This is a genomic window from Treponema bryantii (genome assembly GCF_900111035.1).
Taxonomy (GTDB): Bacteria; Spirochaetota; Spirochaetia; order Treponematales; family Treponemataceae; genus Treponema_D; species Treponema_D bryantii_C.
Genome location: NZ_FOFU01000003.1, coordinates 207,346 through 231,247, shown reverse-complemented (window position 1 = coordinate 231,247; position 23,902 = coordinate 207,346). Strand labels below are relative to the sequence as shown.

18 protein-coding genes are annotated in these 23,902 nt (G+C 39.9%); 11 read left to right on the top strand and 7 right to left on the bottom strand.

Annotated features, from left to right (window positions below):
- Window positions 1-32 precede the first annotated feature (32 nt).
- From BMY21_RS07465 to BMY21_RS07455, 3 genes are read left to right on the top strand one after another with little or no spacing between them, the layout of a single operon-like run.
- Window positions 33-1,157: an ATP-binding cassette domain-containing protein gene (locus BMY21_RS07465; protein ID WP_074642373.1), complete on the top strand. Its 1,125-nt coding sequence runs from the start codon at window positions 33-35 to the stop codon at window positions 1,155-1,157.
- On the top strand, window positions 1,154-2,035 hold the full coding sequence (locus BMY21_RS07460; RefSeq protein WP_074642371.1) for an ABC transporter permease: 882 nt from the start codon (window positions 1,154-1,156) through the stop codon (window positions 2,033-2,035). Before BMY21_RS07465 ends, BMY21_RS07460 begins: the two co-directional genes overlap by 4 nt.
- Window positions 2,032-2,838 (top strand): ABC transporter permease subunit, encoded by an 807-nt coding sequence (locus tag BMY21_RS07455; RefSeq protein ID WP_074642369.1) that lies wholly within the window; start codon window positions 2,032-2,034, stop codon window positions 2,836-2,838. The genes BMY21_RS07460 and BMY21_RS07455 overlap by 4 nt, the downstream gene beginning before the upstream one ends.
- On the opposite strand, the gene BMY21_RS07450 is transcribed toward BMY21_RS07455, so the two are convergent.
- Window positions 2,822-5,182 carry a methyl-accepting chemotaxis protein gene (locus tag BMY21_RS07450; RefSeq protein ID WP_074642366.1) on the bottom strand — a complete coding sequence of 787 codons (2,361 nt, stop codon included), beginning with the start codon at window positions 5,180-5,182 and terminating at the stop codon, window positions 2,822-2,824. The two genes, BMY21_RS07455 and BMY21_RS07450, sit on opposite strands and share 17 nt — an antisense overlap.
- An 88-nt stretch (window positions 5,183-5,270) precedes the next feature.
- Window positions 5,271-6,908, bottom strand: a complete 1,638-nt coding sequence (lysS, locus tag BMY21_RS07445) for a lysine--tRNA ligase (protein ID WP_074642364.1) — start codon at window positions 6,906-6,908, stop codon at window positions 5,271-5,273.
- A gap of 132 nt (window positions 6,909-7,040) precedes the next feature.
- On the opposite strand from lysS, the gene BMY21_RS07440 reads away from it, so the two are divergent.
- A complete protein-coding gene (locus BMY21_RS07440) occupies window positions 7,041-7,733 on the top strand; it encodes a hypothetical protein (protein WP_074642361.1) in 693 nt (230 codons plus the stop codon).
- Between the two features lie 132 nt (window positions 7,734-7,865).
- Window positions 7,866-8,948, top strand: coding sequence for a substrate-binding domain-containing protein (locus tag BMY21_RS07435; protein WP_074642358.1), 1,083 nt, complete (start codon window positions 7,866-7,868; stop codon window positions 8,946-8,948).
- 68 nt (window positions 8,949-9,016) lie between these two features.
- On the opposite strand, the gene BMY21_RS07430 is transcribed toward BMY21_RS07435, so the two are convergent.
- Window positions 9,017-10,543, bottom strand: a complete 1,527-nt coding sequence (locus tag BMY21_RS07430) for a family 43 glycosylhydrolase (RefSeq protein ID WP_083379781.1) — start codon at window positions 10,541-10,543, stop codon at window positions 9,017-9,019.
- Window positions 10,544-10,631: 88 nt separating this feature from the next.
- On the opposite strand from BMY21_RS07430, the gene BMY21_RS07425 reads away from it, so the two are divergent.
- Window positions 10,632-11,570, top strand: coding sequence for an alpha/beta hydrolase (locus BMY21_RS07425; protein ID WP_074642353.1), 939 nt, complete (start codon window positions 10,632-10,634; stop codon window positions 11,568-11,570).
- The gene (locus BMY21_RS07420; RefSeq protein ID WP_074642351.1) at window positions 11,570-13,021 is read left to right on the top strand and encodes a family 43 glycosylhydrolase; all 1,452 of its coding nucleotides are present in this window, start codon (window positions 11,570-11,572) and stop codon (window positions 13,019-13,021) included. The genes BMY21_RS07425 and BMY21_RS07420 overlap by 1 nt, the downstream gene beginning before the upstream one ends.
- On the opposite strand, the gene BMY21_RS07415 is transcribed toward BMY21_RS07420, so the two are convergent.
- Window positions 13,016-13,861, bottom strand: coding sequence for a helix-turn-helix transcriptional regulator (locus BMY21_RS07415; protein ID WP_074642348.1), 846 nt, complete (start codon window positions 13,859-13,861; stop codon window positions 13,016-13,018). The two genes, BMY21_RS07420 and BMY21_RS07415, sit on opposite strands and share 6 nt — an antisense overlap.
- Before the next feature lie 163 nt (window positions 13,862-14,024).
- On the opposite strand from BMY21_RS07415, the gene BMY21_RS07410 reads away from it, so the two are divergent.
- The 4 genes from BMY21_RS07410 to BMY21_RS07395 all read left to right on the top strand — a co-directional run bounded on the left by BMY21_RS07410 (window position 14,025) and on the right by BMY21_RS07395 (window position 19,291).
- Complete coding sequence (locus tag BMY21_RS07410) at window positions 14,025-15,719, top strand: type 2 periplasmic-binding domain-containing protein (RefSeq protein ID WP_074642346.1); 1,695 nt, start codon at window positions 14,025-14,027, stop codon at window positions 15,717-15,719.
- A 126-nt stretch (window positions 15,720-15,845) separates the two neighbouring features.
- A complete protein-coding gene (locus BMY21_RS07405; protein ID WP_074642344.1) occupies window positions 15,846-16,814 on the top strand; it encodes an ABC transporter permease in 969 nt (322 codons plus the stop codon).
- Window positions 16,811-17,758, top strand: coding sequence for a carbohydrate ABC transporter permease (locus tag BMY21_RS07400; RefSeq protein WP_218141037.1), 948 nt, complete (start codon window positions 16,811-16,813; stop codon window positions 17,756-17,758). The genes BMY21_RS07405 and BMY21_RS07400 overlap by 4 nt, the downstream gene beginning before the upstream one ends.
- A gap of 141 nt (window positions 17,759-17,899) precedes the next feature.
- Entirely contained in the window at window positions 17,900-19,291 is a 1,392-nt protein-coding gene (locus BMY21_RS07395; RefSeq protein ID WP_074642341.1) for a carboxylesterase/lipase family protein, read from the top strand.
- On the opposite strand, the gene BMY21_RS07390 is transcribed toward BMY21_RS07395, so the two are convergent.
- From BMY21_RS07390 to ettA, 3 genes are all read right to left on the bottom strand, one after another.
- Window positions 19,286-20,608: a GH1 family beta-glucosidase gene (locus tag BMY21_RS07390; RefSeq protein WP_074642339.1), complete on the bottom strand. Its 1,323-nt coding sequence runs from the start codon at window positions 20,606-20,608 to the stop codon at window positions 19,286-19,288. The two genes, BMY21_RS07395 and BMY21_RS07390, sit on opposite strands and share 6 nt — an antisense overlap.
- A gap of 13 nt (window positions 20,609-20,621) precedes the next feature.
- A complete protein-coding gene (locus BMY21_RS07385) occupies window positions 20,622-21,992 on the bottom strand; it encodes a glycoside hydrolase family 5 protein (protein WP_074642336.1) in 1,371 nt (456 codons plus the stop codon).
- Window positions 21,993-22,109: 117 nt separating this feature from the next.
- On the bottom strand, window positions 22,110-23,846 hold the full coding sequence (ettA, locus tag BMY21_RS07380) for an energy-dependent translational throttle protein EttA (RefSeq protein WP_074642333.1): 1,737 nt from the start codon (window positions 23,844-23,846) through the stop codon (window positions 22,110-22,112).
- Window positions 23,847-23,902 lie beyond the last annotated feature (56 nt).

Sequence of the window (23,902 nt, the reverse complement as noted above, 5' to 3'; positions counted from 1 at the left end):
GAAAGGCGACGTGGCAATCCATATAAAAATAGATGCTGAGTTTAAAAGATATCTGCGTAAAATATTCTTATAAAACTGTACTCACCGGCGTTTCGCTGAATTTTGAAAAAGGGAAGATTTATTCCCTTCTCGGAGAAAACGGTGCCGGTAAGTCTACACTTGCGCGTGTACTTTGTGGAGATATTCTGCCGACTGGCGGAAGCATTTATCTGAATGAAAAAAAACTGAATATAAGAAAGCCGAAGGACGCAATCAGAAACGGAATTGTTTGTGTTCACCAGAGACCACTTCTCGCTCCTTCAATTTCTATCAGGGATAATCTTAGAATCGGCATCAGCCATAAGATGACAAAGCTTATTCCTGAGTTCACAAAAAAATGGATTCTTGGGCGTGAACTTTCAGAAACAGTAAAAAACATCAGTGAACAGGAAGTGTTTAATACATCTCTTGCCGGTGCACTGCTCAAAAGTCCATTTGTACTGATTCTGGATGAACCGCCCTTTTTAGACACACAGAAAATCAGAGAACTAGCAAACAGCGGACTAATCATAATTATAATCACACACAGTTTTAAAGAAGCTATTGAAAAATCTGATGAAGTGATTTTGCTGAAGGATGGAAATGTTCTTGAAAAAACTTCTGCAAAATCAATTACCGAAGCATATATAAAAGAAAAACTCTTCGGACTCACAAAAACTATAACAACTCCAGATTTTATTGAAGAAAAAGATATTTCTGAAGAAGAGGTTATGGAACTCAGACGAAAGTCCTTCGGGTCAGGCCCGAAAATGACAAAAAAAAGTATCGGATATATTCCTTCTGACAGAACATTCCGAGCTTCGAATCCTAACCTTACAATTTTTCAGCTTTGCACAGCCTATCATACAAAAGGCAAACAAAAAGAACTTGAAGAATATTCAAAAAAACTGCTTACAAAAGCAGATGTAAATATAAGATTAAATGAAAAAGCGTTATGTCTCTCCGGCGGAATGCTTCAGAGATTGATTCTTGAACGCGAACTGGCAGAGAATCCGGAAGAGCTTTATCTTTTTGATCCGACTCATGGACTGGATGCGGAAGCCACAGAGCGGCTTTATTCCAGACTTGAAGGACTTGCAAAAAAAGGCGTGAAGATAATAATAGGAAAGGTAGAATGAATATTTATTACACAGGTTCTGCACTGAATCTTTCTGCCTTATATATGATTGCGGGAAGCGGTGCTTTAATTTCAATGAAATCGGGAGATTTCAATTTAGGCGGCGAAGGACAGATTTACCTTGGCGGTTTTGTAAGTGCAATTGTGCTGGCAAAACTTGCAGAAAGTGGAAATCCTGCAATGTCATGTTTCGCCGTTCTTACAGCAGTACTCGCTGCCTTTATCTGTACCGCGCTGATGGCAGGACTTTCTGCTGTTTTTAAGATTTTCCGCAATGCAGATTTTCTGTTTACCTCGTTTATTGCTTCGGCTGCCATGATTCCGTTTATTGACGGTCTTGTAAGCGGACCGTTCAGAAGTACCACAGACAATCTGCTGGCAACGCCTTTTATTCCAGAGCAGGTTCGCCTTCCTTCTATTCTTCCGCCATCGCCACTTAATGCCTCGTTCATTCTCGCACTGGCATTCTGTGCCGCCGCGTGGTGCTTACTCAACCGCACAGCCTGGGGACGCCAGCTATGCATACTCGGCACCAGTCCAGAGTTTTCACGTTTCGCGGGCTTCGCGGGCCGCAGACTTTCCCTTAGTTCCGCATTACTTTCCGGCGGCCTCCACGGCCTGGCCGGGGCGGCCGCCATCGCAGGAACCTACTTTACCTGCCATCAAGGCTTTTATTCCGGTATGGGCTGGAACGCCTTCTCCGCAGCCCTGATTGCAGGAGCTAATCCTCTGCTGCTAATTCCGTCGTCTATTTTTATGGGCTTTATTACAACCTATTCAAATAAGTTTGCGCTATATCATAATTTCGGATTCGATATCAGCAGTATGATTCAGGCCGTTATACTGTTTTTAATTGCATTTAAGCCGAGGTCAAAATGACAATACTCGCTGTTTTATCTTACGCCTGCCCTCTTATTCTCTGTTCGATTGGAGCCCTGTTTACTGAATACGCAGGCTGTCTTGCGCTTTTCTTAGATGGACTTGTTTCGTTCTCTGCCTTTTTGTTCTATACATTCACTGTAACAACGGGCTCGGCAATTCTTGGGGCGGTGATGGCCTGCCTCGGTGCGGTAGGAATTACACTGACGTTCTCGGCAGTTGTAGAGCGAGGGGGAGCTAACAGGTTTATTGCCGCCATAGCGATGAACCTGTTATTTGGTGCGCTGTGTTCTTGTTTGTCGTCGGTGATTTTTGGGACCCGCGGAGTTCTGGCGGCAGAACTCTTCCGTTTTTCTGCGAACTCGGCGCGCGCGGCGACTGTAGTTGTTACGGCGGTGCTTGTTGCGATTGCGGCAATATTCCTGAGGTACGGCCGCCACGGGTTATATATTCGGATTGCGGGAAGTGATGCGGATGTATTACAGGCAAAGGGTGTAAATCCAGGCGTAATCAGAACTCTGTCCTGGTCACTTGCAGCCCTTTACGGTTCTGCAGCTGGCTGCTTTCTTGCTATGAGACTCTCTTCTTTTGTTCCTAATATTTCAAGTGGTCGAGGCTGGATGGCACTCGCAGTAGTTTTCCTTGGCAAAAAGAAACCGCTGCGCATTGTGGCAGCGGTTCTGGTTTTCTGTGTTGCAGATGTTTTCTCTGCTAATATTCAGAATTATATTTCGGGCATTCCATCTTCACTTTTGATTTCACTGCCCTATCTGGTTTCGCTTCTTCTTATTTTTGTAAAATAGTACTTTCTAAATCATCATTTTTAAACATGTCATCACTGATTCCAAAGCCACCAGCCATTGCAAGCTGATTCAGTTTTGCATTGATTTCATCAAGGCTTGGGCTCTTGTATACAAGTTTTACATTCTCGTTTTCTGCCCCAACAACTCCTCTTTCACCAATTTCTTTAACCTCATCAACTTCAGAAGTTTCTGACGAAGTTGCAAAAATGTCACTTCCCGAATTAGATCTGCTGAACATTTCAAAACCACCAGATTTCTTTTCTACTGGAGCAGCAGGGGCTTCTTCTTTTACTTCATCTTCCATTATAGGAATTTCTTCTTCCATTATTTCCGGAATTTCAGGTTCTTCAGTTTTTTCAACAGCAGCAGGGGCTTCGATTACAACCGGCTTTTCAATTACTGCAGGCTTCTCAATTACTACAGGCTTCTCATTTACAACTGGAACGTCAGCCTCTGGTTCAACAGCGACAGGCTCTTCCATTACAGTCTTTCCAACTTCACTTGTCTTGAACTCTTCAAGTACAGTTTCCAGTTCTGACAGGTTTCTGTAACTTTCATCACTTGAAGAACTAACATTCTTCATCTTCTGTACAATATCTGCAGTCTCTTCCTTAATCTTCTTAAGCGAAAGAATAGCCTGGAAGAATACCTCATTCATGTTATCAACCTGCTGAGAAACCTTCTGCTGTTTTCCAGCAAGATCTCCACAGTATTTGTTCATCTCATCTGCGGCAGAAGAAGTTTCTTCACTACGCTGTTTAATCTGAAGCATCTGTGAATCAATTCTTCCAATTCCGCCAGTAATTTCCTGCAATGAACTTACTATCTGATCTGCATGAGCACTAACCTTTTCAAAAGCCTCAAATGCAGACTGACTCGATTTGTTTGCATTTTCAACGGCCTGTACGATTGCATTTACAACGCGGGAAATCTTATCTGCATTTTCAGAAGTTTCCTCTGCCAGAGAACGGATTTCCTCAGCAACGACACCAAAGCCCTTACCTGCTTCACCGGCATGTGCAGACTCAATTGCCGCATTCATAGAAAGAAGGTTTGTCTGCTCTGCAACGTTATTGATGATTGTTACAACTTCATAAACTTCATCAAGCTGTTCAGCGACGTGTCCAAGGATTTCATTTGTAGCAGTTATCTTATCATCACCATCGGCTACATAAGTATGCATTTCCTGTGCACTTTCCATTCGCTCTTCAGCCATCTTGCTCATGGACTCAAGGGTCTTAACAACTTCTTTTACTGCGCTGTTACTGTTCTCAATTGCGGTAGTCTGAACATTATTACTCTTAACCAGCGTATCAACATGAACATTCATTTCCGCAATTACGCCAATTGCAGCATTCATAACTTCTACCATTTCTGTAAACTTCTTACTCATTTCATCAATATTTGAATCAATCTGAGTTGAAGCTGTTGCCGTACTATTAGCAGATTCATTGATTATTGCTTCTGCATCAATTGCTTTTTTGGCAGTAGATTTTACAAGCAGGAAGAAGTTATTTATCTGTGTAACCATATCGCTGATATTTGCCATCAGCATATGCATTTCATCGCTTCCTTCAGGATTTACATTTGCAGTAAAGTCTTTTTCTGCAAGTGTAGAAGTAACATCCTTTACCTTGATGATTCGCTTAGAAATCTTAGAGGTAACAAGGAAAATCATGCAGGCAAGAATGATTGATGTAACTGCGGCAAAAATAATTGTTATTGCAACGAATTTTGTTTCTCTTTCCAGAACAATTCTTTCTATATTATTAAGGGTTTTTGTATTCAGTTCCATAAGAGAAACATAGAGAAGTCTAATTTTTTTAATCTGTGTATGAGCATCCTCTGTAAGGCTTAAAAGATTTAAAATATCTTCATCCTGTGTATAAAGATTTGCTGTTTCCCGGATACCAAAACTTTTGATACTTGTATGTACTGAAGTATTAGGCTTTGTCGCTTCCATTGTCCTTAAAATATTTTCAACTGGACCAAAACTGTCATTAAGCAGCTGCCAGGTAAGTTTTGTCTGTTTGAGACTGGATTTAAAATCTTCCGGGAATGAATCAATTATCGGATTTTCAAGAAGATAATTAAAGGATTCTGTAATTGATGTTTTTTTAGAATCAAATGCAGAATAAGCTGTTTCTATTTCAAAATCCCAGTAATCCATTTTTTCCAGATAATCAACTATGGATGCAAGCTGAGATTCAGTTTTGATTTCCATTATCTGGTAATTTTTAAGATTTTGAATCTGAGTAATATTTACGATTGAAAAGACTGTAAGAATTACAGACTGAAAAACAGTAAAAAGAATTATAAAAGAGAATTTGCCATTAAGTTTCATAAAATAACAATCCTATGATAAATATTTTATCATAGGATTGTTATTTTTCAAGAATTATTGATTTTCTTCTATTATAAATAACATTTCGTTAATAAACAGAAAGAATCTTTTCGAGTTTTTCTTTTCCGATAATGCGGAAGAAGCTTCCGAGACGGGGTCCCTGATCTTTGTTTATAAGTGCATTATAAAGTGCTGTGAACAAAGTCTTTGATTCAAGTCCCATTTCTGTAGCGATATCATACATTGCCTGCTGACATTCCTTATCAAGCTGGAATGTATCGAGCTTTGGAAGTACTTCATCACGAACACGCTTTACTGCTGTAAGAATGTCGCCAGAGAGGTCTGCCTTGCTTCCGTCGTTACGGAGTTCGAAGCAGAAGTCTGGAGCGCAGTCTGGAGCTGAATGCTTTACCCAGAACCATGCACACTCAATACGGCGGCGGAGTCTTTCTTCCTGTTCAGGTTTTACGTCTCCGAGAGCCTTAATTACAGCATCAATATCACCAGAATAAATCTGAAGCAGAGTTGTAAGCTGGCGGATTGTTACCTGATATGGCATTGTTTCCGGAATCTTTCCGTCAATCTGGCTGAGCATATAAATGCGCTTTTCCTTATTGAAGTGGTCGTCAGACTTAGCCTTATCAATTCCGTAAACAATACGCTCTGTTTTGTCGTAGTCCTCATAAACTTTGAGAACATCCATATCAAAGCTGATTGCAAATTCTGTATTAGGTCTTGTACCAGCAAAGAGGTAGCGGAGAACTTCTGCCTGATAAACATCAAGAGCATCAGGCAAAGCAATTACCTTACCCTTTGAAGAAGACATTTTTCCAGGAACTCCCTTGAGGTTTACAAAGTCATAGCGCATTGTAACAGGAGCGTCCCAGCCATAGATTCTCTTAGAAACAAGTTTAGCTGTATCGTAGCTTCCACCTGGGCTGATGTGGTCTTTTCCACCCGGCTCGAATACAACCTTTTCTTCGTTCCATCTCATTGGCCAGTCAACACGCCAGCCGAGCTTTGCGCCCTTGAAAGTACGGATATCTGCAGTTTCGCAGTTACCACATTCACACTTATAAGTGATTCCGTATTCGCCGTCGTAGTCTGTAATTTCAGTTGTATCTTTCTGGCACTTTCCGCAGAAAATTGCTACCGGCCAGTAAACATCTTCCGGCTTCATTTTATGAGCGTCATCGCGGTATTCGTTTAAACATTCCTTGATTACGTCACGGTTCTGCATAGCCTTGCGCATACCTTCTGCATAGCGGTTTGCACGATATCGGCTTGCCTGATAAAGGAACTCAGGAGAAATGCCAACGCGTGGAAGCTGAGTTTCAATATCAACCTCATGGTGGCGGGCATAGTTTTCATTGCGTCCAGTTGTATCAGGTACCTCAGTAATTGGATAGCGGAGGTATTTTTCAAGGATTTCAGGGTCAGGCATGTTAGCAGGAACTTTGCGGAATACGTCGTAGTCATCCCATGAATAAATAAAGCGTACGTTCTTACCGCGGTCGCGAAGTGCGCGAACTACTAAGTCTACTGTAATGATTTCGCGGAAGTTTCCAAGGTGAACTGTTCCAGAAGGTGTAATTCCTGAAGCACAGGTATAAGAATCCAGATCTCCCTTTTCGCGGATAATCTGATTAGCCATCTGATCTGCCCAGTGACAGAGGAGTGGATCTCTCTTTTCGTTATTCTGATTATTCTGATTTTCGTTACTCATAGATGTATATTATAGTAAAAAAATGAATATGTAGGAAGTAGTTTGCATATTTTCTCAAATTTTACTTGACATATGTATTAGGGAAGGGGTAAAGTTAATAGTATAAAGTTTGTAAAAAAAGGAGAATTTTTTATGAAAAAACTATTAAAAAATTCTGTCCTGCTTTTGATAGCTTCGGCAGTATTCATGGGATGTAAAAACAATCCAGAAGAGCCAGAACACATTCCGGGAGAGTGGACTGACAATGCGGTATTTGAAACAAGTTTATCTGGACCATACGAAGGCTCCACACTTACCGTAGTTGGTAAAAAAATTATTTATGATTTTCCTACTCCGTGGGAATTAGCTGTGTCAGATGTTCCTGAAGCAGGTTATTACAGTAATACAAATTATCCAATAACAAATGATACATACAAAGGATTTAAAGCAACTATTAAGAGTGATACAAATACAACTTATCCAGGATTCATATTTTATGGTTCTATAGATTCTTCTGGCAATTGGTCATATTATGAAATAATAATTAATCCTTATCACGAACTAAAAATTAAACAAAAACTTCACGGAACTAGGACAACATTACAAAAATGGACAGAATATTCAAAAATCAATGATCTTTCTGAAGTAAATGAAGTAATTGTTTACACAGATGACAATGGTAATATTGGAATTAATGTGAACGGAAAAACTATTGCACGAATTGAAGAGCCTGTTCTTCAACCTGGATTCTTTGGAATTACAGCAAGCTTAAACTATGATGATTGGCGTTATAACAAACCAATAAAAACGACTTATGAATTCACAGAATTCCAGTTAAACCAGTAATATCTAAAACATCATAAAAACTTCAAAAGACCGTATGGATTAAAAACACCATGCGGTCTTTTTTTCTTGATAGGTGTGGCAAGTGGGTTAGAATTAATATTATAAAGTTTATTTATAAAAAGAGATTTATTTATGAAAAAACTACTTATCTTACTTTTTGCAGGTCTGTTATTAGTTTCATGTAGTGATCCTACAAATACTGATAATCAAAAGAATTCTTCTGGACAAATCGAAGTTGGAATTGCAATGCCAAATAATGTACGTTGGCGCAGAGATGGTTCAGATATCAAAAGCAAACTCGAACAGGCAGGTTATAGTGTTGATGTAAAGTATGCTGAAGGTCAAAACTATTCTCAACAGCAGATATCAAATCAAATATCACAAATTAATGACTTGATTTCAAACAACGTTAAAGTATTAGTAATTGCTCCTGTAAACGGATATTCTTTGACATCTGTTCTTGCTGAAGCAAAGTCAGAAGGTATAAAAGTCATTTCTTATGACCGATTAATAATGGATTCAGATGCAGTTTCCTATAGTATTGGATGGAATAATGAACAGGTTGGCCAACTACAGGCTGAATATCTTATTGAAAAACTAAATCTTGAAAACCGTGAAGATGATGTAACTATGGAATTCTTTACTGGAGATGAAACTGATATTAATGTTCAATCATATTTTTACGGTGCTATGGAAGTTCTTCGCGATTTTTTAGCTAAAAATATTCGTGTATACTCTAACGATTTATTATTATCAGAGTGCGCAACTCCAGAATGGAAAACAGAAAAAGCAAAAGAAAGAATGGAAAGAATCATTTCAATATATGAAGAATATAACAAAACAATTGATGCAGTATTGTGTTCAAATGATTCAACCGCACAAGGTGTAACGGAAGCTCTTTTAGCTGCAGGGTATACTGAAGATAGTTTTCCATTAATCACAGGTCAAGACTGTGATATTGATTCTGTAAAAAACATTATTAAAGGAACACAGAGTATGTCAGTACTGAAGGAAACAAGTATAATGACTTCTAAAACTGTAGATATGGTAAAAGCAATTCTGTCTAATACAATAGTTCCAGTAAACAAAACTGTAAACAATGGCGAAAAAAATATTCCAGCTTTCTTATGTGATGCAATTTATGTTGATAAAGATAACTGGAGAACAGTTCTAGTTGATTCTGGTTACTACACAGAAGAAGAGCTTCAATTATAAGAAACATTAAAACTAAAAAAATGCGGTGGTTTCGACTCGTTCAACCACCGCATTTTTTTTGTTTTCTTCTATTTAATTTGCCAGTTGATAAGTTCGCAGCCTTCTGGAAGGATGATGAACAAATCATGTTTGCCACTGACAGCGTTTAATTTTGCGCTTACGGAATTTTTGTTTCCGAGTTTTGCGGCTGCAATTTCGGTGCCGTTGCTGCCAATACCGTCAATGTTTAATTTGATTGATTTTCCGTCTGCCGGGATACATTCTGCTGTAAACTCAGCTTCTGTTCCTTTGAACTCAACACCTTTAATGCAAACGTAACCACCTTCTTTTACTGCAGCTACGCTCTGCTTTGAAGTTACGGCGACATTCACTGAACTTGCCATGGTTGTAGCCGGGACAACATCACCAAGCGCAAACACACCACTCTGCTCTACACCTTTTTTTGTTGATTTCTGGATTGGAAGGCTTCCATCTGCATTTACTGCAAAATGGTCAATAAAGATGTTGCGGTAGCCGCCTTTTTCCTGACCGGTTGTTTTTTCAAGAGTCTGTGTATGGTATGCGATATACCAGTTTCCGCGGAAGTTGAAAATCCAGTGATGGTTATTTCCCCAGGCTCCAAAAACAGTTCCAGGATTTTCCAGAGTGTAGCCCTTGTACTCGAAAGGTCCGAGAGGATTTTTTGATGTCATATAACCGATTACTGCAATTGGCATCTTGTCTGGATCTTTTGTATCTTTTCTGTCTGCCCAGTTTGTACAATAAGTATAATACCAGGTATCACCAATCTTATTGATTCCAGAATCTTCAAAAAGGAAAGGAGCATCAATAACTTTAGGTTCTCCTTCAAGATGAACCATATCATCACTCAAGGCTGCACAACGGGCATTCATAGGATGTTCATATTTATCAGGATCATGTCCGCCACCAAAATAAATATATGCCTGTCCATCATCATCAACAATTACAGCAGGATCAAAAAGCCAGTTGATTTTTTCGCAGGTTGGAACCTTTCGGGAAATAAGAGGTTCTTTAATCGGGTCAATAAAAGGACCAACAGGAGACTCACCTTCCAGAACACCAATTCCGTTTCCACTGTCTGCAAAGTAAATAAAGAACTTATCTTTTCCATTGATATTCTTCCAGCATACAGCAGGTGCCCAGGAATTGCTTGCCCATAGAGCAGCACCAATAAAATCATTTTTTCCGGCAACTTTGATTTCTCCGCAGTCAGTCCAGTTTACAAGATCCTTTGTACTGAACACGTTAAGACTTGTAATCTTATTATATCCGTTATCAGTTTTGCCTTTTGTAAATTCAAACTGCTGCATATCATTTGTTGTATAAAGATATAAGGTATCCTTATAAATCAAAATGGCAGGATCTGCACCATATTTGTGTGCAACAACAGGATTATTCTCTCCCGGCATTTTAAAAGCTTTTTCTGCCATAAGCTTCTGCATTTCTGTTACAGCAGTTGCTTCCAGTATTGTCTCATTTTTTGATTCCATCTTTTTTCCTCCGTTACATGAACTTGCCGCCGTAATTATACTTAAAATCATAATTACAGATACAAAATATCTTGCACTTTTCATAATTAAATTATAAAGTTTATTTAAAATAATGTAAAACGTTTAACTATTTTTTACGAAAAATTTCTTAGAATAAATCAGGATAATAATCATGAAGAGAACTTTTATCATTTTCAGCATTGCAACAATCTTATTTACCGGCTGCAAAAATAAAAAGACAGACTTTCCGTTTGAAGCGAATCCGATTTCTCAGGCAATCAAACTTGAAAATCAGCCAGTCACAAAACAGCAGCTGGACCGCATTCCGGAAGCTTACCGCGTTATTGTAAAGGACGGCGGAACTATTGAGCACATCACTTATGAATCTAAAAATTATTATGGTGATGGTCAGACTAAAGAAAAAAAAGCAAACGTCTATCTGCCTGCAGGTTATGACAAATCAAAAAAATATAAAGTACTTTATCTGATGCACGGAATCGGCGGTGACGAAAACGAATGGGGTATGAAAGACGAGCAGTCCCTCATCAAAAAGATAATGGACAATCTGACTGTAAAAGGTGATATAGAACCTTTTATAATCGTAACACCAAACGGACGTTCAGGCAGCGATCCGGATCCGAACAAAACTTATCTTGCTTTTTATAAATTCGGAGAAGAGCTCCGCAACGATCTGATTCCTTATATGGACTCACACTACTCTACTTATGCAGACAGAGACCATCGTGCAATGGCCGGCCTTTCTATGGGCGGAATGCAGACTATAAATATTGGAATCTGTGAATGTCTTGATTTAATAAGTTATTTCGGTGCTTTTTCTGCAGCTCCAACTTCTTATGAAGCAGCAAAGGTAGCTCAGATTTTAGACCAAAATGAAAAACTGCCGGTACATTATTTCTATAATATTTGTGGTACTGAAGATTCGATTGCTTATGGAGCTCATGCAGCTGCGGCTAAACTTCTTCCACGCCTTACAGACCGTCTCACAGAAGGCGAAAACTTCCGCTGGCAGGAACAGGGCGGCGGTCATGATTTTGGAATTTGGAATTTAGGTTTTTATAATTTTGCAAAAGTTTTTGGAGGTAATAAATAATGAAAAAGCATGGCTTTAATCCTTACTTACCGTCATGGGAATATATTCCAGACGGAGAACCACATGTTTTCGGAGACAGAGTTTATGTATATGGTTCACACGACTGCTTTAACGGCTGGGTTTTCTGTCAGGGAGATTACGTGTGCTATTCTGCTCCAGTAACTGACCTTAGAGACTGGCGTTATGAAGGAGTAATCTATCCTAAAACTTCAGAGGAAATGAATGCTGACGGACACATGTGTCTTTATGCTCCAGATGTAACAGTTGGACCAGACGGACGTTATTACCTCTATTATGTTTATGATAAAGTAGGTTTTGTTTCTGTTGCAGTCTGTGACACACCGGCAGGAAAATATAAGTTCTACGGACATGTTCATTATAAAGACGGAACAAGACTTGGAGACCGCAATGGCGATATGCCACAGTTTGACCCGGGCGTTATTACAGAAGGAAACCGCACTTACCTTTATACAGGTTTCTGTGGAAATCATATGAAAGACAGAATTGGAGCAATGGCTACAGTCCTTGGACCAGATATGCTCACGATTGAAGAAGAACCTGTTATTGTTGCTCCAGGCGACTGTTACACAGATGTTACAGCCCCGGTTACAACAGACTGCCCTTACAAACAGGATTCAGTTGAAGAATGGAAAAACTATAAAGACCACGCTTTCTTTGAAGCCCCTTCAATCAGAAAAATTGGTGATACTTATTATTTTATTTTCTCATCTCAGGTTATGCATGAGCTTTGTTATGCAACAAGTAAGAATCCAACTTCAGGCTTTAAGTATCAGGGTGTAATTGTAAGTAATGTTGATATGCATATTGATTCCTATAAGCCTGCTGATATGCCGGCAGCTTTTGGAGCAAATAATCACGGCAGCATTGAACTGATAAACGGTGAATACTACATATTCTATCACCGCCACACAAACGGTAACTGGTTTAACCGTCAGGGTTGTGCAGAAAAACTTAAGGTTCTTCCAGATGGTACAATTCCACAGGTTCAGATTACTTCATGTGGTTTGAACGGTGGTCCTCTTGAAGGAAAAGGTGAATACCCTGCATACATTGCCTGCAATATCTTTAATCCGGAAGAAAAGAACTGGATTGTTGATATCAGACATCCTCGTGTTTCTCAGGACGGCCGCGATGGCGATGAAGAAACAGGATATATCGCAAATGTGCAAAACGGCTACATCTATGGCTTTAAGTATTTTGATTTCAAGAATGTAAAAAAGATTTCTATATTAACCCGCGGTTATGTTTACGGAAAATATGAAATCAGAACAAAGTGGGATGGCCCTGTACTTGCAGAAATATCAGCAGGCTGCTCTAACATCTGGGAAACAAACAGTGCAGACATCAGCATTCCAGACGGAATCGGCGAACTGTACTTTAAGTTTGTGGGTGGAGGAAGCCATCAGTTTAAGGGATTTATACTCTCATAAACTGTCCTGACGCCAGATCAGTTTCTTCTTTTTATTCTGATACTGCTTTGGCGTACAATTCATATATTCCTTAAATTTTCTTGAAAAATACTGAATATTGTTAAAGCCGTTTGAAGTTGCAATTTCCGTAATATTATTATTCGTGTAAATCAAGTCCAGACAGGCTTTTTCAATTCGGTATTTATTTATGTATTCTGATACATTCATTCCCGTACTTTCTTTAAATAGTCTGATAAAGTGGCTCTTGCTGTAATTTGTAAGCTTAAGGATTGCTCCAAGGCTTATAGATTCACTGTAGTTTTCACGGATATAATGAATTGCATTATCAATTGCAGAAAGACTCCGTTTTTCATTTTCAACAACCTGTGAAAAACGCTCATACTGGTCCGTTTCTATTGCATAGGAAATCACATCAAGAATAATTGAACGGAGAATAACCTCCATACCTTCTGATTTTTTTTTCATTAAAGAGATATTATGAAATCTCTGAGCAAGTTCCGGAGGCATTGTCAGAAAGCGGCACAGTCTGATTCCTTCAAAAAAAAGCCGGCACGGATCATTTTCACTGCCAAGTGCAGAAATATCAAACAGAATACGGTAGCAATGAAACTCCAGAACTCCTCTTCCCTTCTTAAGAAAATGTTCTTCAAAAGGATTGATGAATATGAAATCACCTTCAGATATATCAGAAACTGTATTTCCGATATAAACCTTGCCATTTCCTTTTTTTATGAAAAGAATTTCGTATTCTATCTGTCTTAAAGGCTCTTCCTGATAACTGTTTTGCGAACTAAAACTGACGGCAACCGGTTGCCGTACTATTCGCTGTTCATTCTGCATAGGGATATTCTACTATGAAAATTCTCGAAATTCAACGCAAAATAAGACTTTTTTATAAATATTATGATACTTTTAGTGTTTTTTCCCAAAAATAACCGATTTATCATATTTATAAAACGTTTTACCATGTTTTTACTAAAAGTTTTATAAATGGAGGACTTTTATGAAAAAAATTATGTTAGTTGCTGCAGCTGCAGTACTGGCATTGAGCCTGGTGGGATGTAAAGGCGGCGCTTCTGGAAAGAAAGACGCTCTTAACATCTCTGTATTTACAATCCAGCAGCGTGAACAGCCACCTGCTGACAACAAAGCTTACAAATGGATTGAAGAGAATTTCGGTGTAACATTCTCTTGGGATATCCTCGTAGGTGATAAAGACCAGAAGATTGGTGTACTTATTGCTTCTGGCGACCTTCCTGACCTCGTAGAAGTAGACTCAGAGAAGTTCCAGGGTGCTGGATGTCTCCGCGACCTTAAACCACTCTTGGAAAAATATGCTCCTAACCTGATGAAGCACTATTCTTCAGCTTGGAAGAAGATGATTGATCAGGATTCTGAAAAAGATGCTAATGGAAACATCGTAAAAGAGCACATCTACTCTCTTCCTAACTACGGTGTAATCGATGGAATCCCATCTGATACATACTACAACCAGAATGGTTGGTGGATTCAGAAAGCAGTTCTTAAGGAATTCGGATATCCAAAGGTAAAGACAATTGACCAGTACTTCGATCTTATCGAAGCTTACTATAAGAAGTATCCAACAATTGATGGAGCTCCTACAATCCCATTCAATATCATTACAGCTGACTGGGAAGCATTTGACCTCTGGAACCCACCTAACTTCTTGGCTGGTTATCCAAACGATGGTAACGGACACGTTACTCTTGAAAACGGTAAATATGTTTATACAGACAACTTTGCTGATGAAAATGCTCACAGATGGTTCAAGCTCGCTAATGGATATTTCCAGCGTGGTTTGATCGATCCAGCTTCATTCACAGACAACCGTGACCAGTACTATGCAAAGATTGCACAGGGTCGTGTACTCGGTATGTTCATTCAGGGATGGCAGTTCATGGGTGAACCAGAACAGACACTCTGGACAGCTGGAAAAGATGAAAGAACATATGCTCCATTGGCAATCACATTCGATGAATCAATTAAACCTCACTACCGTGACCAGTCACTTCCTAACCTCCAGAGAGGTTATGGTATTACTGTAAAGTGTCCAGAAGACAAGGCTATCAAGATTCTTCAGTTCATGGACAAGATGATTCTCGAAGAGAACCAGAGAGTTCTTTACTGGGGATTCGAAGGCGAAGACTGGCAGAAAGATGCACAGGGACGCCCATCAAGAACAGAAAAGCAGCGTGCTGATCAGAAGGATCCAAACTGGATTCAGAAAAACCGCGCTACTCTCTGGACAGAAGAAGCTCCAAAACTTGAAGGAACACTTCCAAGCGGATATACACGTCAGATGGATGACCTCGCATGGGAATATGCTCTTGCACAGAAGCAGGTTGACCTTGACCTCTGGGCAGCTTACGGAGTTGGTTCTTATGCAGAATTCGTAGATGCTAACCCTCCAAAGAATGCTGGATGGTACCCAATGTGGCAGTGTAACCCATCAGCTGAAAACGGCGGATTCGAAGAAGAAGCAGCTGTAGCTATGGCTGGATTCGAAACAATCCAGAGAAAGTATCTCCCACAGATGATCATGGGTAAACCAGCTGACTTTGAAAAGACTTGGAACGAGTACTGCAGCTTGCTTAAGCCTCTTACAGAGAAATATAACAAGTTCATGCAGCAGCAGCTCGATCACCGTGTAGAAGCATTCGGTGGTTTCCAGGACTAGTTTAGTATTGACTCTAAGTCAGACTTAAACTTGATGTAAGAGTGTTGTTTGCACTCTTACATCTAAAAAAAAGTCCACGGATTTTCTGTGGACTTTTTTTTAATCTTTAAAAACAGGTGTTTTTTTATGAAAAATAAAAAAGATTCTAGTACTGCAGAAACAACTTCTACAGCACTTGTAAACAAAAAAAGCAAATGGAAGCTTTTAGGCAAGCAGAAACTGCTTATTCTTATGTCTCTTCCTTTTGTTCTTTACATTATTCTGTTCAGATATGTCCCTCTCTGGGGGTGGACAATGGCTTTTCAGGACTATAAGCCATATAAAACTTTTGCACAGCAGGATTGGGTAGGCTTCAAATGGTTTGTACAGCTTTTCACTGAGAAAGAATTCCTTCTTTCTTTAAGAAATACTGTTGGAATGAGCCTTATTAGTACGGCACTTGGATATATTACTGCTATTGTGATTGCCGTATTCTTGAACGAAGTACGTTATATTGGTGTTAAACGCTTTGTTCAGACTGTATCATATCTCCCACACTTCCTTTCTTGGGTTATTGTTACAGGCTTAGTTGCGAATGTTCTTTCCGTTGAAGACGGAATTTTAAATGACATATTATTAGGTTTAGGACTTGTTAAACAGCCTATTCAGTGGCTTGCAGTTCAGAAATACTTCTGGCACATCATCGGTTGGACTTATGTATGGAAGGAAGTAGGTTGGAACACAATTGTATACCTTGGTGCAATGACTGCAATTGACCCATGTTTGTATGAAGCTGCTCAGATTGACGGTTGTGGTCGTCTCCGCAAGATCTGGCATATCACTTTGCCAGGAATCAAACCTACAATTATTATCATGATGATTATGTCTGCCGGACATATTCTTGATGCAAACTTTGAAATGCCATACTTGCTGCAGAATGGACTTATCCAGGACGTTGCAGAAACTATCGATATTTATGTATTGAAATACGGTTTCAAACTTTCTAGATATGGACTTGCTACCGCTGCCGGTATCTTTAAGAATGCAGTTAATATCTTGCTTCTTATTATAGCTAATACAATTGCAAAGAAGAGTGGTGAGGAGCGCTTGATATGATGGACGAAATTAAGAAAAATGAATATGCAGCAGCAAAAATGAGAACAAATGTAAGTAATATCATTTTTGATATAATCATTTATATTGTTCTTGCATTTGTTGTTATTTCAACTGTATATCCTTTCTGGAATACAATTGCAATTTCTTTGAATGATGGTTTGGATTCCCTTAAAGGTGGAATTAAGTTCTTCCCAAGAAAATTCACATGGAAGAACTATCAGGATTTGTTCCAGACTCCACGTATTTTCCAGGCTGGAATTATTTCGGTTACTCGTACAATTCTTCAGACTATTTTAAGTGTATTCTGTACTTCTATGCTTGCTTATGCACTCAGCCGCAAAGAATTTGTAATCAGAAAGCCATTAACAACTATTCTTGTAATTTCTATGTATGTAAACGCTGGTTTGATTCCAGGATATATGCTTATTAAGAACCTTCACCTTCTTGGAAAATATTCTGTTTATATTATTCCTTGTCTTGTTGATGTCTTTAACTTTATTCTTGTAAGAACTTACATCCATGGTTTACCAGACAGCTTTGTTGAATCAGCTCGTATTGATGGTGCTAATGAATTTAAGATTTTCATGCGTATCATCTTCCCTCTGATTGTTCCTTCAATTGCTATGGTTTCTTTGTTTACTGCTGTAAACGCATGGAACAGCTGGTTTGATACTTACCTCTACTGTTCTAACAAGCCAAAGCTTCACTCTCTGCAGTATGTATTGATGTCATTCCTGCAGCAGAGCCAGAACCAGAGTTCAAATGCAGCTGATGCTAACTCTATGGCTATTTCTGCCGGAGCAGGTTCAACTGCTTCTAAGGCTACACCAATCAGTATCCGTTCTTCAATTACAATTGTTGCAACACTTCCTATCCTCGTAGTATATCCGTTCGTACAGAAATACTTCGTTGTAGGTATGACAATTGGTGGTGTTAAAGAATAAGGCTAAAATCGAAGAACCGTTAAAAAACGGGCTGCGACAGCGGGCCGTTTTAGGTTCATCGAAAGAATGCCTCAGAGGCAAGCTGTGCTTGCCGACTTAAACGGTGGATAATAACCACCGTTTTTTTTTGGAGAATTAAAAATGCTAAGAATCGTCAAAACAAAACTTGGTACCGTTGAAGGTATTCCTGCTGCAGATCCTCGAATTACTGCATTCAAATCAATTCCATTTGCTAAGCCACCTGTAGGAGACTTACGTTTTGCTCCACCACAGCCTGCAGAGCCATGGGAAGGTGTGCGTGAATGTTATAAGTTCCCAGCAATTCCTGTTCAGCCCTCCCCTAACCGCAATCCTCCACCAGAGGATGTATATTCACGTGAGTGGTCTGTAGATCCTGATATTCCTGTCAGTGAAGACTGTCTTTACCTGAATATCTGGACACCTGCAAAAAACGGCAATGAAAAACTTCCAGTATATTTCTGGATTTTCGGAGGCGGCTGGCAGGTTGGTCACACTGCAGAAATGGAGTTCGACGGAGAACGTATTGCACGCCGCGGCATTGTTGTAGTTACAGTAAATTACCGTGTAAATCTTTTTGGTTTTACATGTCATCCAGAACTTACTGCAGAATATCCAGACAAACCTGCAAATATGGGACTTCAGGACCAGCAGGCAGGATTAAAATGGGTATATGAAAACATCGAAGCCTTTGGTGGTGATAAAGAAAACATTACAATCGGAGGCCAGTCTGCTGGTGCCGGCAGTGTAATGTTCCATATTGAAAATGAAGAGAGCAGAAAATACTTTAAGCGTGCCGTAGTAGACAGCGGACTCATTTATACTCCGAACATGCCTGACATGTTCCCTAAGCGCAGTGTAAAAGAAGCAGAACAGCTCGGGGTTGAATTCTTTAAGTTCTGTGGCTGTAATTCCCTTGCAGAAGCCAGAAACCTCACTACCGACCAGCTACGTCAGAAATGGAGTGAATGGGGCGGTTATGAAAAATCAATTGCCTGCTGGACTCCTGTTTTTGATGAACAGTTTAATAAAGGCAGTCTGATAGATGTAGTAAAAGAAGGTAAATGTACACCATGTCCTATCTTTACAGGTTATACTACTGATGAATTTATATTCGGTGGCATGCATGCTGTAGAAATGGGTGTACGAAAACTGATGAAGGAAGAGGAAAATCGCGGATTGAATATCCAGAACTACTGTTATAAGTTTGATGTTCCAATTCCTGGCTGGGATCACCCTGGTAAGTTCCATTCTGTTGATTTGTGGTTCTGGTTCGAAACTCTCGCTAAGTGCTGGAGACCATTTAAGGGAGTGCATTATGATGTTGCACGTCAGATGTGTGATTATCTTTGTAACTTCATTAAGAATGGAAATCCAAACGGAAAGGATCTGTGCGGTGAGCCACTTCCTGAGTGGACACCATTTAAAACAGAAAAGGCGAACTTCATGGAGTTCACTACTTACAGTGCCCTCAATGAAATTCCGCCTTCTGCTGAAATGAAGAAATACTTATAAGTTTTCTCCGTTAGATTCTATTACTTCTTTATACCAGTAAGCTGAATCCTTTGGAATGCGTTTGAGTGTATTATAATCACAGAAAACCATTCCAAAGCGAGGATTGTATCCCTTAGCCCATTCAAAGTTATCCATAAATGACCACTGGAAATATCCGCGGATATCACAACTAGCATCTGCAGCAGTTTTAAGACCGCGAAGATAGCGGTGCAGGAAGTCTATGCGGTTAGGGTCATGAACCTTTCCATCAAGGCTTTCCCAGTCGTGGCAGGAGAGACCGTTTTCTGTAATATAAATCGGAAGCTTCCAGCGCTTATAAAAATGCTTTACACCCCACTCAAGGGCTGAATCAAAGGTATCCCAGCCGATTTCTGTATGCGGTGTTCCGCGAGGTCTTTCATATCCCTCTTCATATTTACCCTGATAGATATTCTGTCCAATAAAATCAATCTTCTGACTGATAAGCTTCATATCTTCATCAGTTACTTTAGGGAAGATGTCTTTACATTCATTTACGAGGTCTTCAGGATAGTGTCCGAATACGATTGGATCTGCCCAGTAAGCATCAGACCAGACAAAGAACGGTTTATGACAACTGAAATAAATATCATAAGCTGCTTTTTCATCCATATCTCCATTAGGAATACGAGGCATTGTTGCCAGGGTGATTCCAACCTGTGCATCTGGAGCAAGTTCACGTATAGCACGAACAGCTTTTCCATGAGCAATATGAACATTATGTCCTGCAAGAAGAAGGTCACGTGAACCACACTTCATTCCAGGAGCATGAACTCCAAAAAGATTTCCACAGCCAAGGAATACAGAAGGCTCATTGAAAGTGATGAAGTGCTTTACTCTGTCACCAAGTTTTGCTACAACTGCACGAGTATACTCCTCAAACCAGTCTGAAATTTCAGGATTCAACCAGCCGCCTTTTATCTGAAGTGAATATGGTAAATCCCAATGATAAAGAGTAACAAATGGAGTAATATTGTATTTCAAAAGTTCATCTACAAGATTACTATAAAACTCAAGTCCCTTTTCATTTACCTTGCCGGTTCCTTCAGGAATTACACGAGGCCAGGCAATTGAAAAACGGTAAGCTTTAAGACCAAGATCAGCCATCAACTTTACATCTTCCTTGTAGCGGTGATAGTGATCGCAGGCAACCTTTCCGTCTGAACCGTCTTCTATTCTTCCAGGCTCTTCACAAAATACATCCCAGATAGACGGTGATTTTCCGTCTTCATTCCATGCACCTTCAATCTGAAAGGAAGCAGTAGCGGCTCCCCACATAAAGTCTTTTCTAAAACTCATTTGAATTCCTTCCTTATTTCAAGCCTTCATTAATTGCATCAATAATCTCCGGGAAATACCAGGTCTGATTATAGCGGTTATAGAATCCGTAATGTTCACTATAGTCTCTATCTTTTACTTCCCATACAGCATTATCCCAAACAAAACATGGCATACCGTTTGCCTTTGCATTCTTTACAAAAGCACGGAACCAGGCTACGCGGGCTTCGAGATTATTTTTGTTTGTTGCTCCATATTCTCCGATGTAAACTGCATAACCATCTTCAATAAAATGATTATGAAGTTTCTTAAACATTGAAGTAAAGTCACTTTCTACCTTTGCAGAGAACTCGGTAATTCCAGGAGATTCCATTGCAAAGTTGTATGGAGTATACATATGAACTGAAACAATAAGTCTGTCTTTGCTGCCATCATAATCCTGAGGCATTTTGAACGTACTTTCAAGAGCAGATTCCGGAGATGCCTGTAATGATGGTATTGCAACCATACGCTTTTTATTGTTTCCGCCGCTTGCACGAATTACATCAAGAATATTCTGTGTAAGCTTATTGAGATTATTCATTGCAACAATTGATTTCATTGAGCTTGAATTATAATACCACTCCTCTTTTGTTCCGCAGAGACGAGGCTCATTCAGAACTTCAAATACAAGGTGCTCATCATAACCGTCATTAAAGGCAAGAGCAATCTGTGCCCAGGTATTACAAACAAAATATGCAGATTCTTCATAGTTTTCATCTGTAGGATAGAAGCCTCCGCCTCTAGGCATTTTGGCATTCTTCTCATAGTTATCATGATGGATATTAATAACGACATACATGCCGTCTTCAATTGCCCAGTCTACAATTTCCTTTACACGCTTCATCCATGCAGGGGAGATTGTATAGTTATTGTCTATGATATGACGACTCCAGGATACAGGGATACGGATTGTTTTGATTCCGGAAGCAGCAAGACCATCTATCATTTCCTTAGTTGTATAAGGCTGTCCCCAGCTGACTTCAGAAGCAAGACCTCTTCCGCCGCCTATTGCATCAAGAGTGTTTCCAAGGTTCCAGCCGGTCTTCATATCGCGTACAAGTTCCATAGCTGTAATTTCCTTAAAGGCTTTCTTTCCGTTATCCACTACAGCATTTTCGCGGTTAAAGCAGATTATTTCCAGAGGATTTACACTAGTAACCGGAGCAGGAGCTGGTTTATTTTCAGCTTGTTCTGTTTTTGCAGGACCGTCAGAAGATTGTGCTTTCAAAAATCTTTCTGCCATAGGATTACTTAGCTCAACAGGTTCGTTTTTCTTCTCATTTTTACCGCTGCAAGAAACTGCAATAACGGCAAAACACATTAAACAGAGTATTTTTATTGTTTTGTTAAAAAAAATCTTCATACCCCTAAATATAATCGAAGTATGAAGTTTTTTACAGTAAGAAAAATCTCTGAAAATTGTAAGAAAACAGTTTAGTAAAACGATCAATTAAAGGTTTTTACGTAGAGAATAACCTTTTTATCGGCTCAATTTTCTATAAACTGTTCTCTTTGGAACTCCGGCATCTTCACCGAATTCCTTGAGCTTCCATTCTGCATACTCAGACCAGTTTCCTTCAAAGAAGCGAACTTCTGAGTTGTTTTCAAATGCAAGAATATGTGTACAGATACGGTCGAGGAACCAGCGGTCATGGCTTACTACAAGCGCACAACCGGCGAAGTCTTCGAGCGCTTCTTCGAGGGCGCGAACAGTTTCTACGTCAAGGTCGTTTGTAGGTTCGTCGAAGAGCAGAACGTTTCCACTTTCCTTAAGCATCATACCAAGGTTCAGGCGGTTGCGCTCACCACCAGAAAGCACGCTTACCTTTTTATTCTGATCCGGGCCAGCAAAGTTGAACCAACCGCAGTAGGCGTGTGCATTTACTTCGCGAACACCACCTTCGAGAGCTCTACCCTTTTCATCTACAGCACCGAGTTTTACGAGGTCTCCGCCACCGCCAAGAGTTTCGTAAACAGTTTTGTTCATATCAAGGCCGCTTCTCATCTGATCTACGTAAACAAGCTTTACAGTCTGACCAACTTTGATAGTTCCGGCATCCGGTTTTTCGCCGCCTTCAAGACCAGCTGCATCAACAATCATCTTAAAGAGAGTTGTTTTACCGGCACCGTTAGGTCCAACAATACCAACGATGGCACCAGCCGGAATATGTACGTTGAGATTTTCGAAAAGAAGCTTATCGCCAAAAGACTTTGTAAGATTTTCAATATCAATTACCTGACCGCCAAGACGTGGACCGGCTGGAATAGAAATCTGTGTATCTTTAAGCTGCTTTTTGCTTTCCTGAGCCATGAGCTCGTTATAGCGTGTAATATGTTCCTTATGCTTTGCCTGACGTCCCTTAGCGCCCATGTGAATCCATTCCAACTCGCGCTGGATTTCTTTCTGACGTGCAGACTCATTTTTATTTTCCTGTGCAAGGCGGGCATTTTTCTGTTCAAGCCAGCTTGAATAGTTTCCCTTGAACGGATAACCTTCACCGCGGTCAAGCTCAAGAATCCAGCCTGCAACCTGATCAAGGAAGTAACGGTCGTGAGTTACGGCAATTACAGTTCCTGGATAATCATTAAGATGTTTTTCGAGCCATGCTACAGTTTCTGCATCGAGATGGTTTGTAGGTTCGTCGAGAAGAAGAATATCTGGCTTCTGAAGAAGAAGACGGCACAAAGCAACACGGCGGCGTTCACCTCCAGAAAGTACATCTACAACCTGATCAGCAGGAGGACAGCGGAGGGCGTCCATAGCAAGTTCAAGGTTATTGTCGAGGTTCCATGCATCGAGAGCATCGAGTTTTTCCTGAACCTCACCCTGGCGTGCACAGAGCTTATCAAAATCTGCATCCGGGTCACCAAAAGCTTCGTTGATTTTATCGAATTCTGCAAGAAGGTCTGTAATTGGTTTTACACCTTCCTTTACAATTTCCATTACAGTTTTACCAGCTTCAAGCTCTGGCTCCTGTTCGAGGTAACCGATTGTGTAACCTGGAGCAAGAGAAGTTTCACCAGCGAAGTCTGTATCTTTTCCGGCAAGAATCTTAAAAAGAGAAGATTTACCAGAACCGTTAGGTCCTACAACGCCGATTTTCGCACCATAGTAATATGAAATACTGATATCTTTAAGGACAACTTTAGTTCCGTAAGAACGGGTAACTCTGTCCATTGTGTAAATGATTTTTTTATCGTCGAATGTTTTTGCCATAGTGCGGTCTCCTGTATTGTTTCTGATTTTTTTCATTTACAGTTTACATAAAAAAA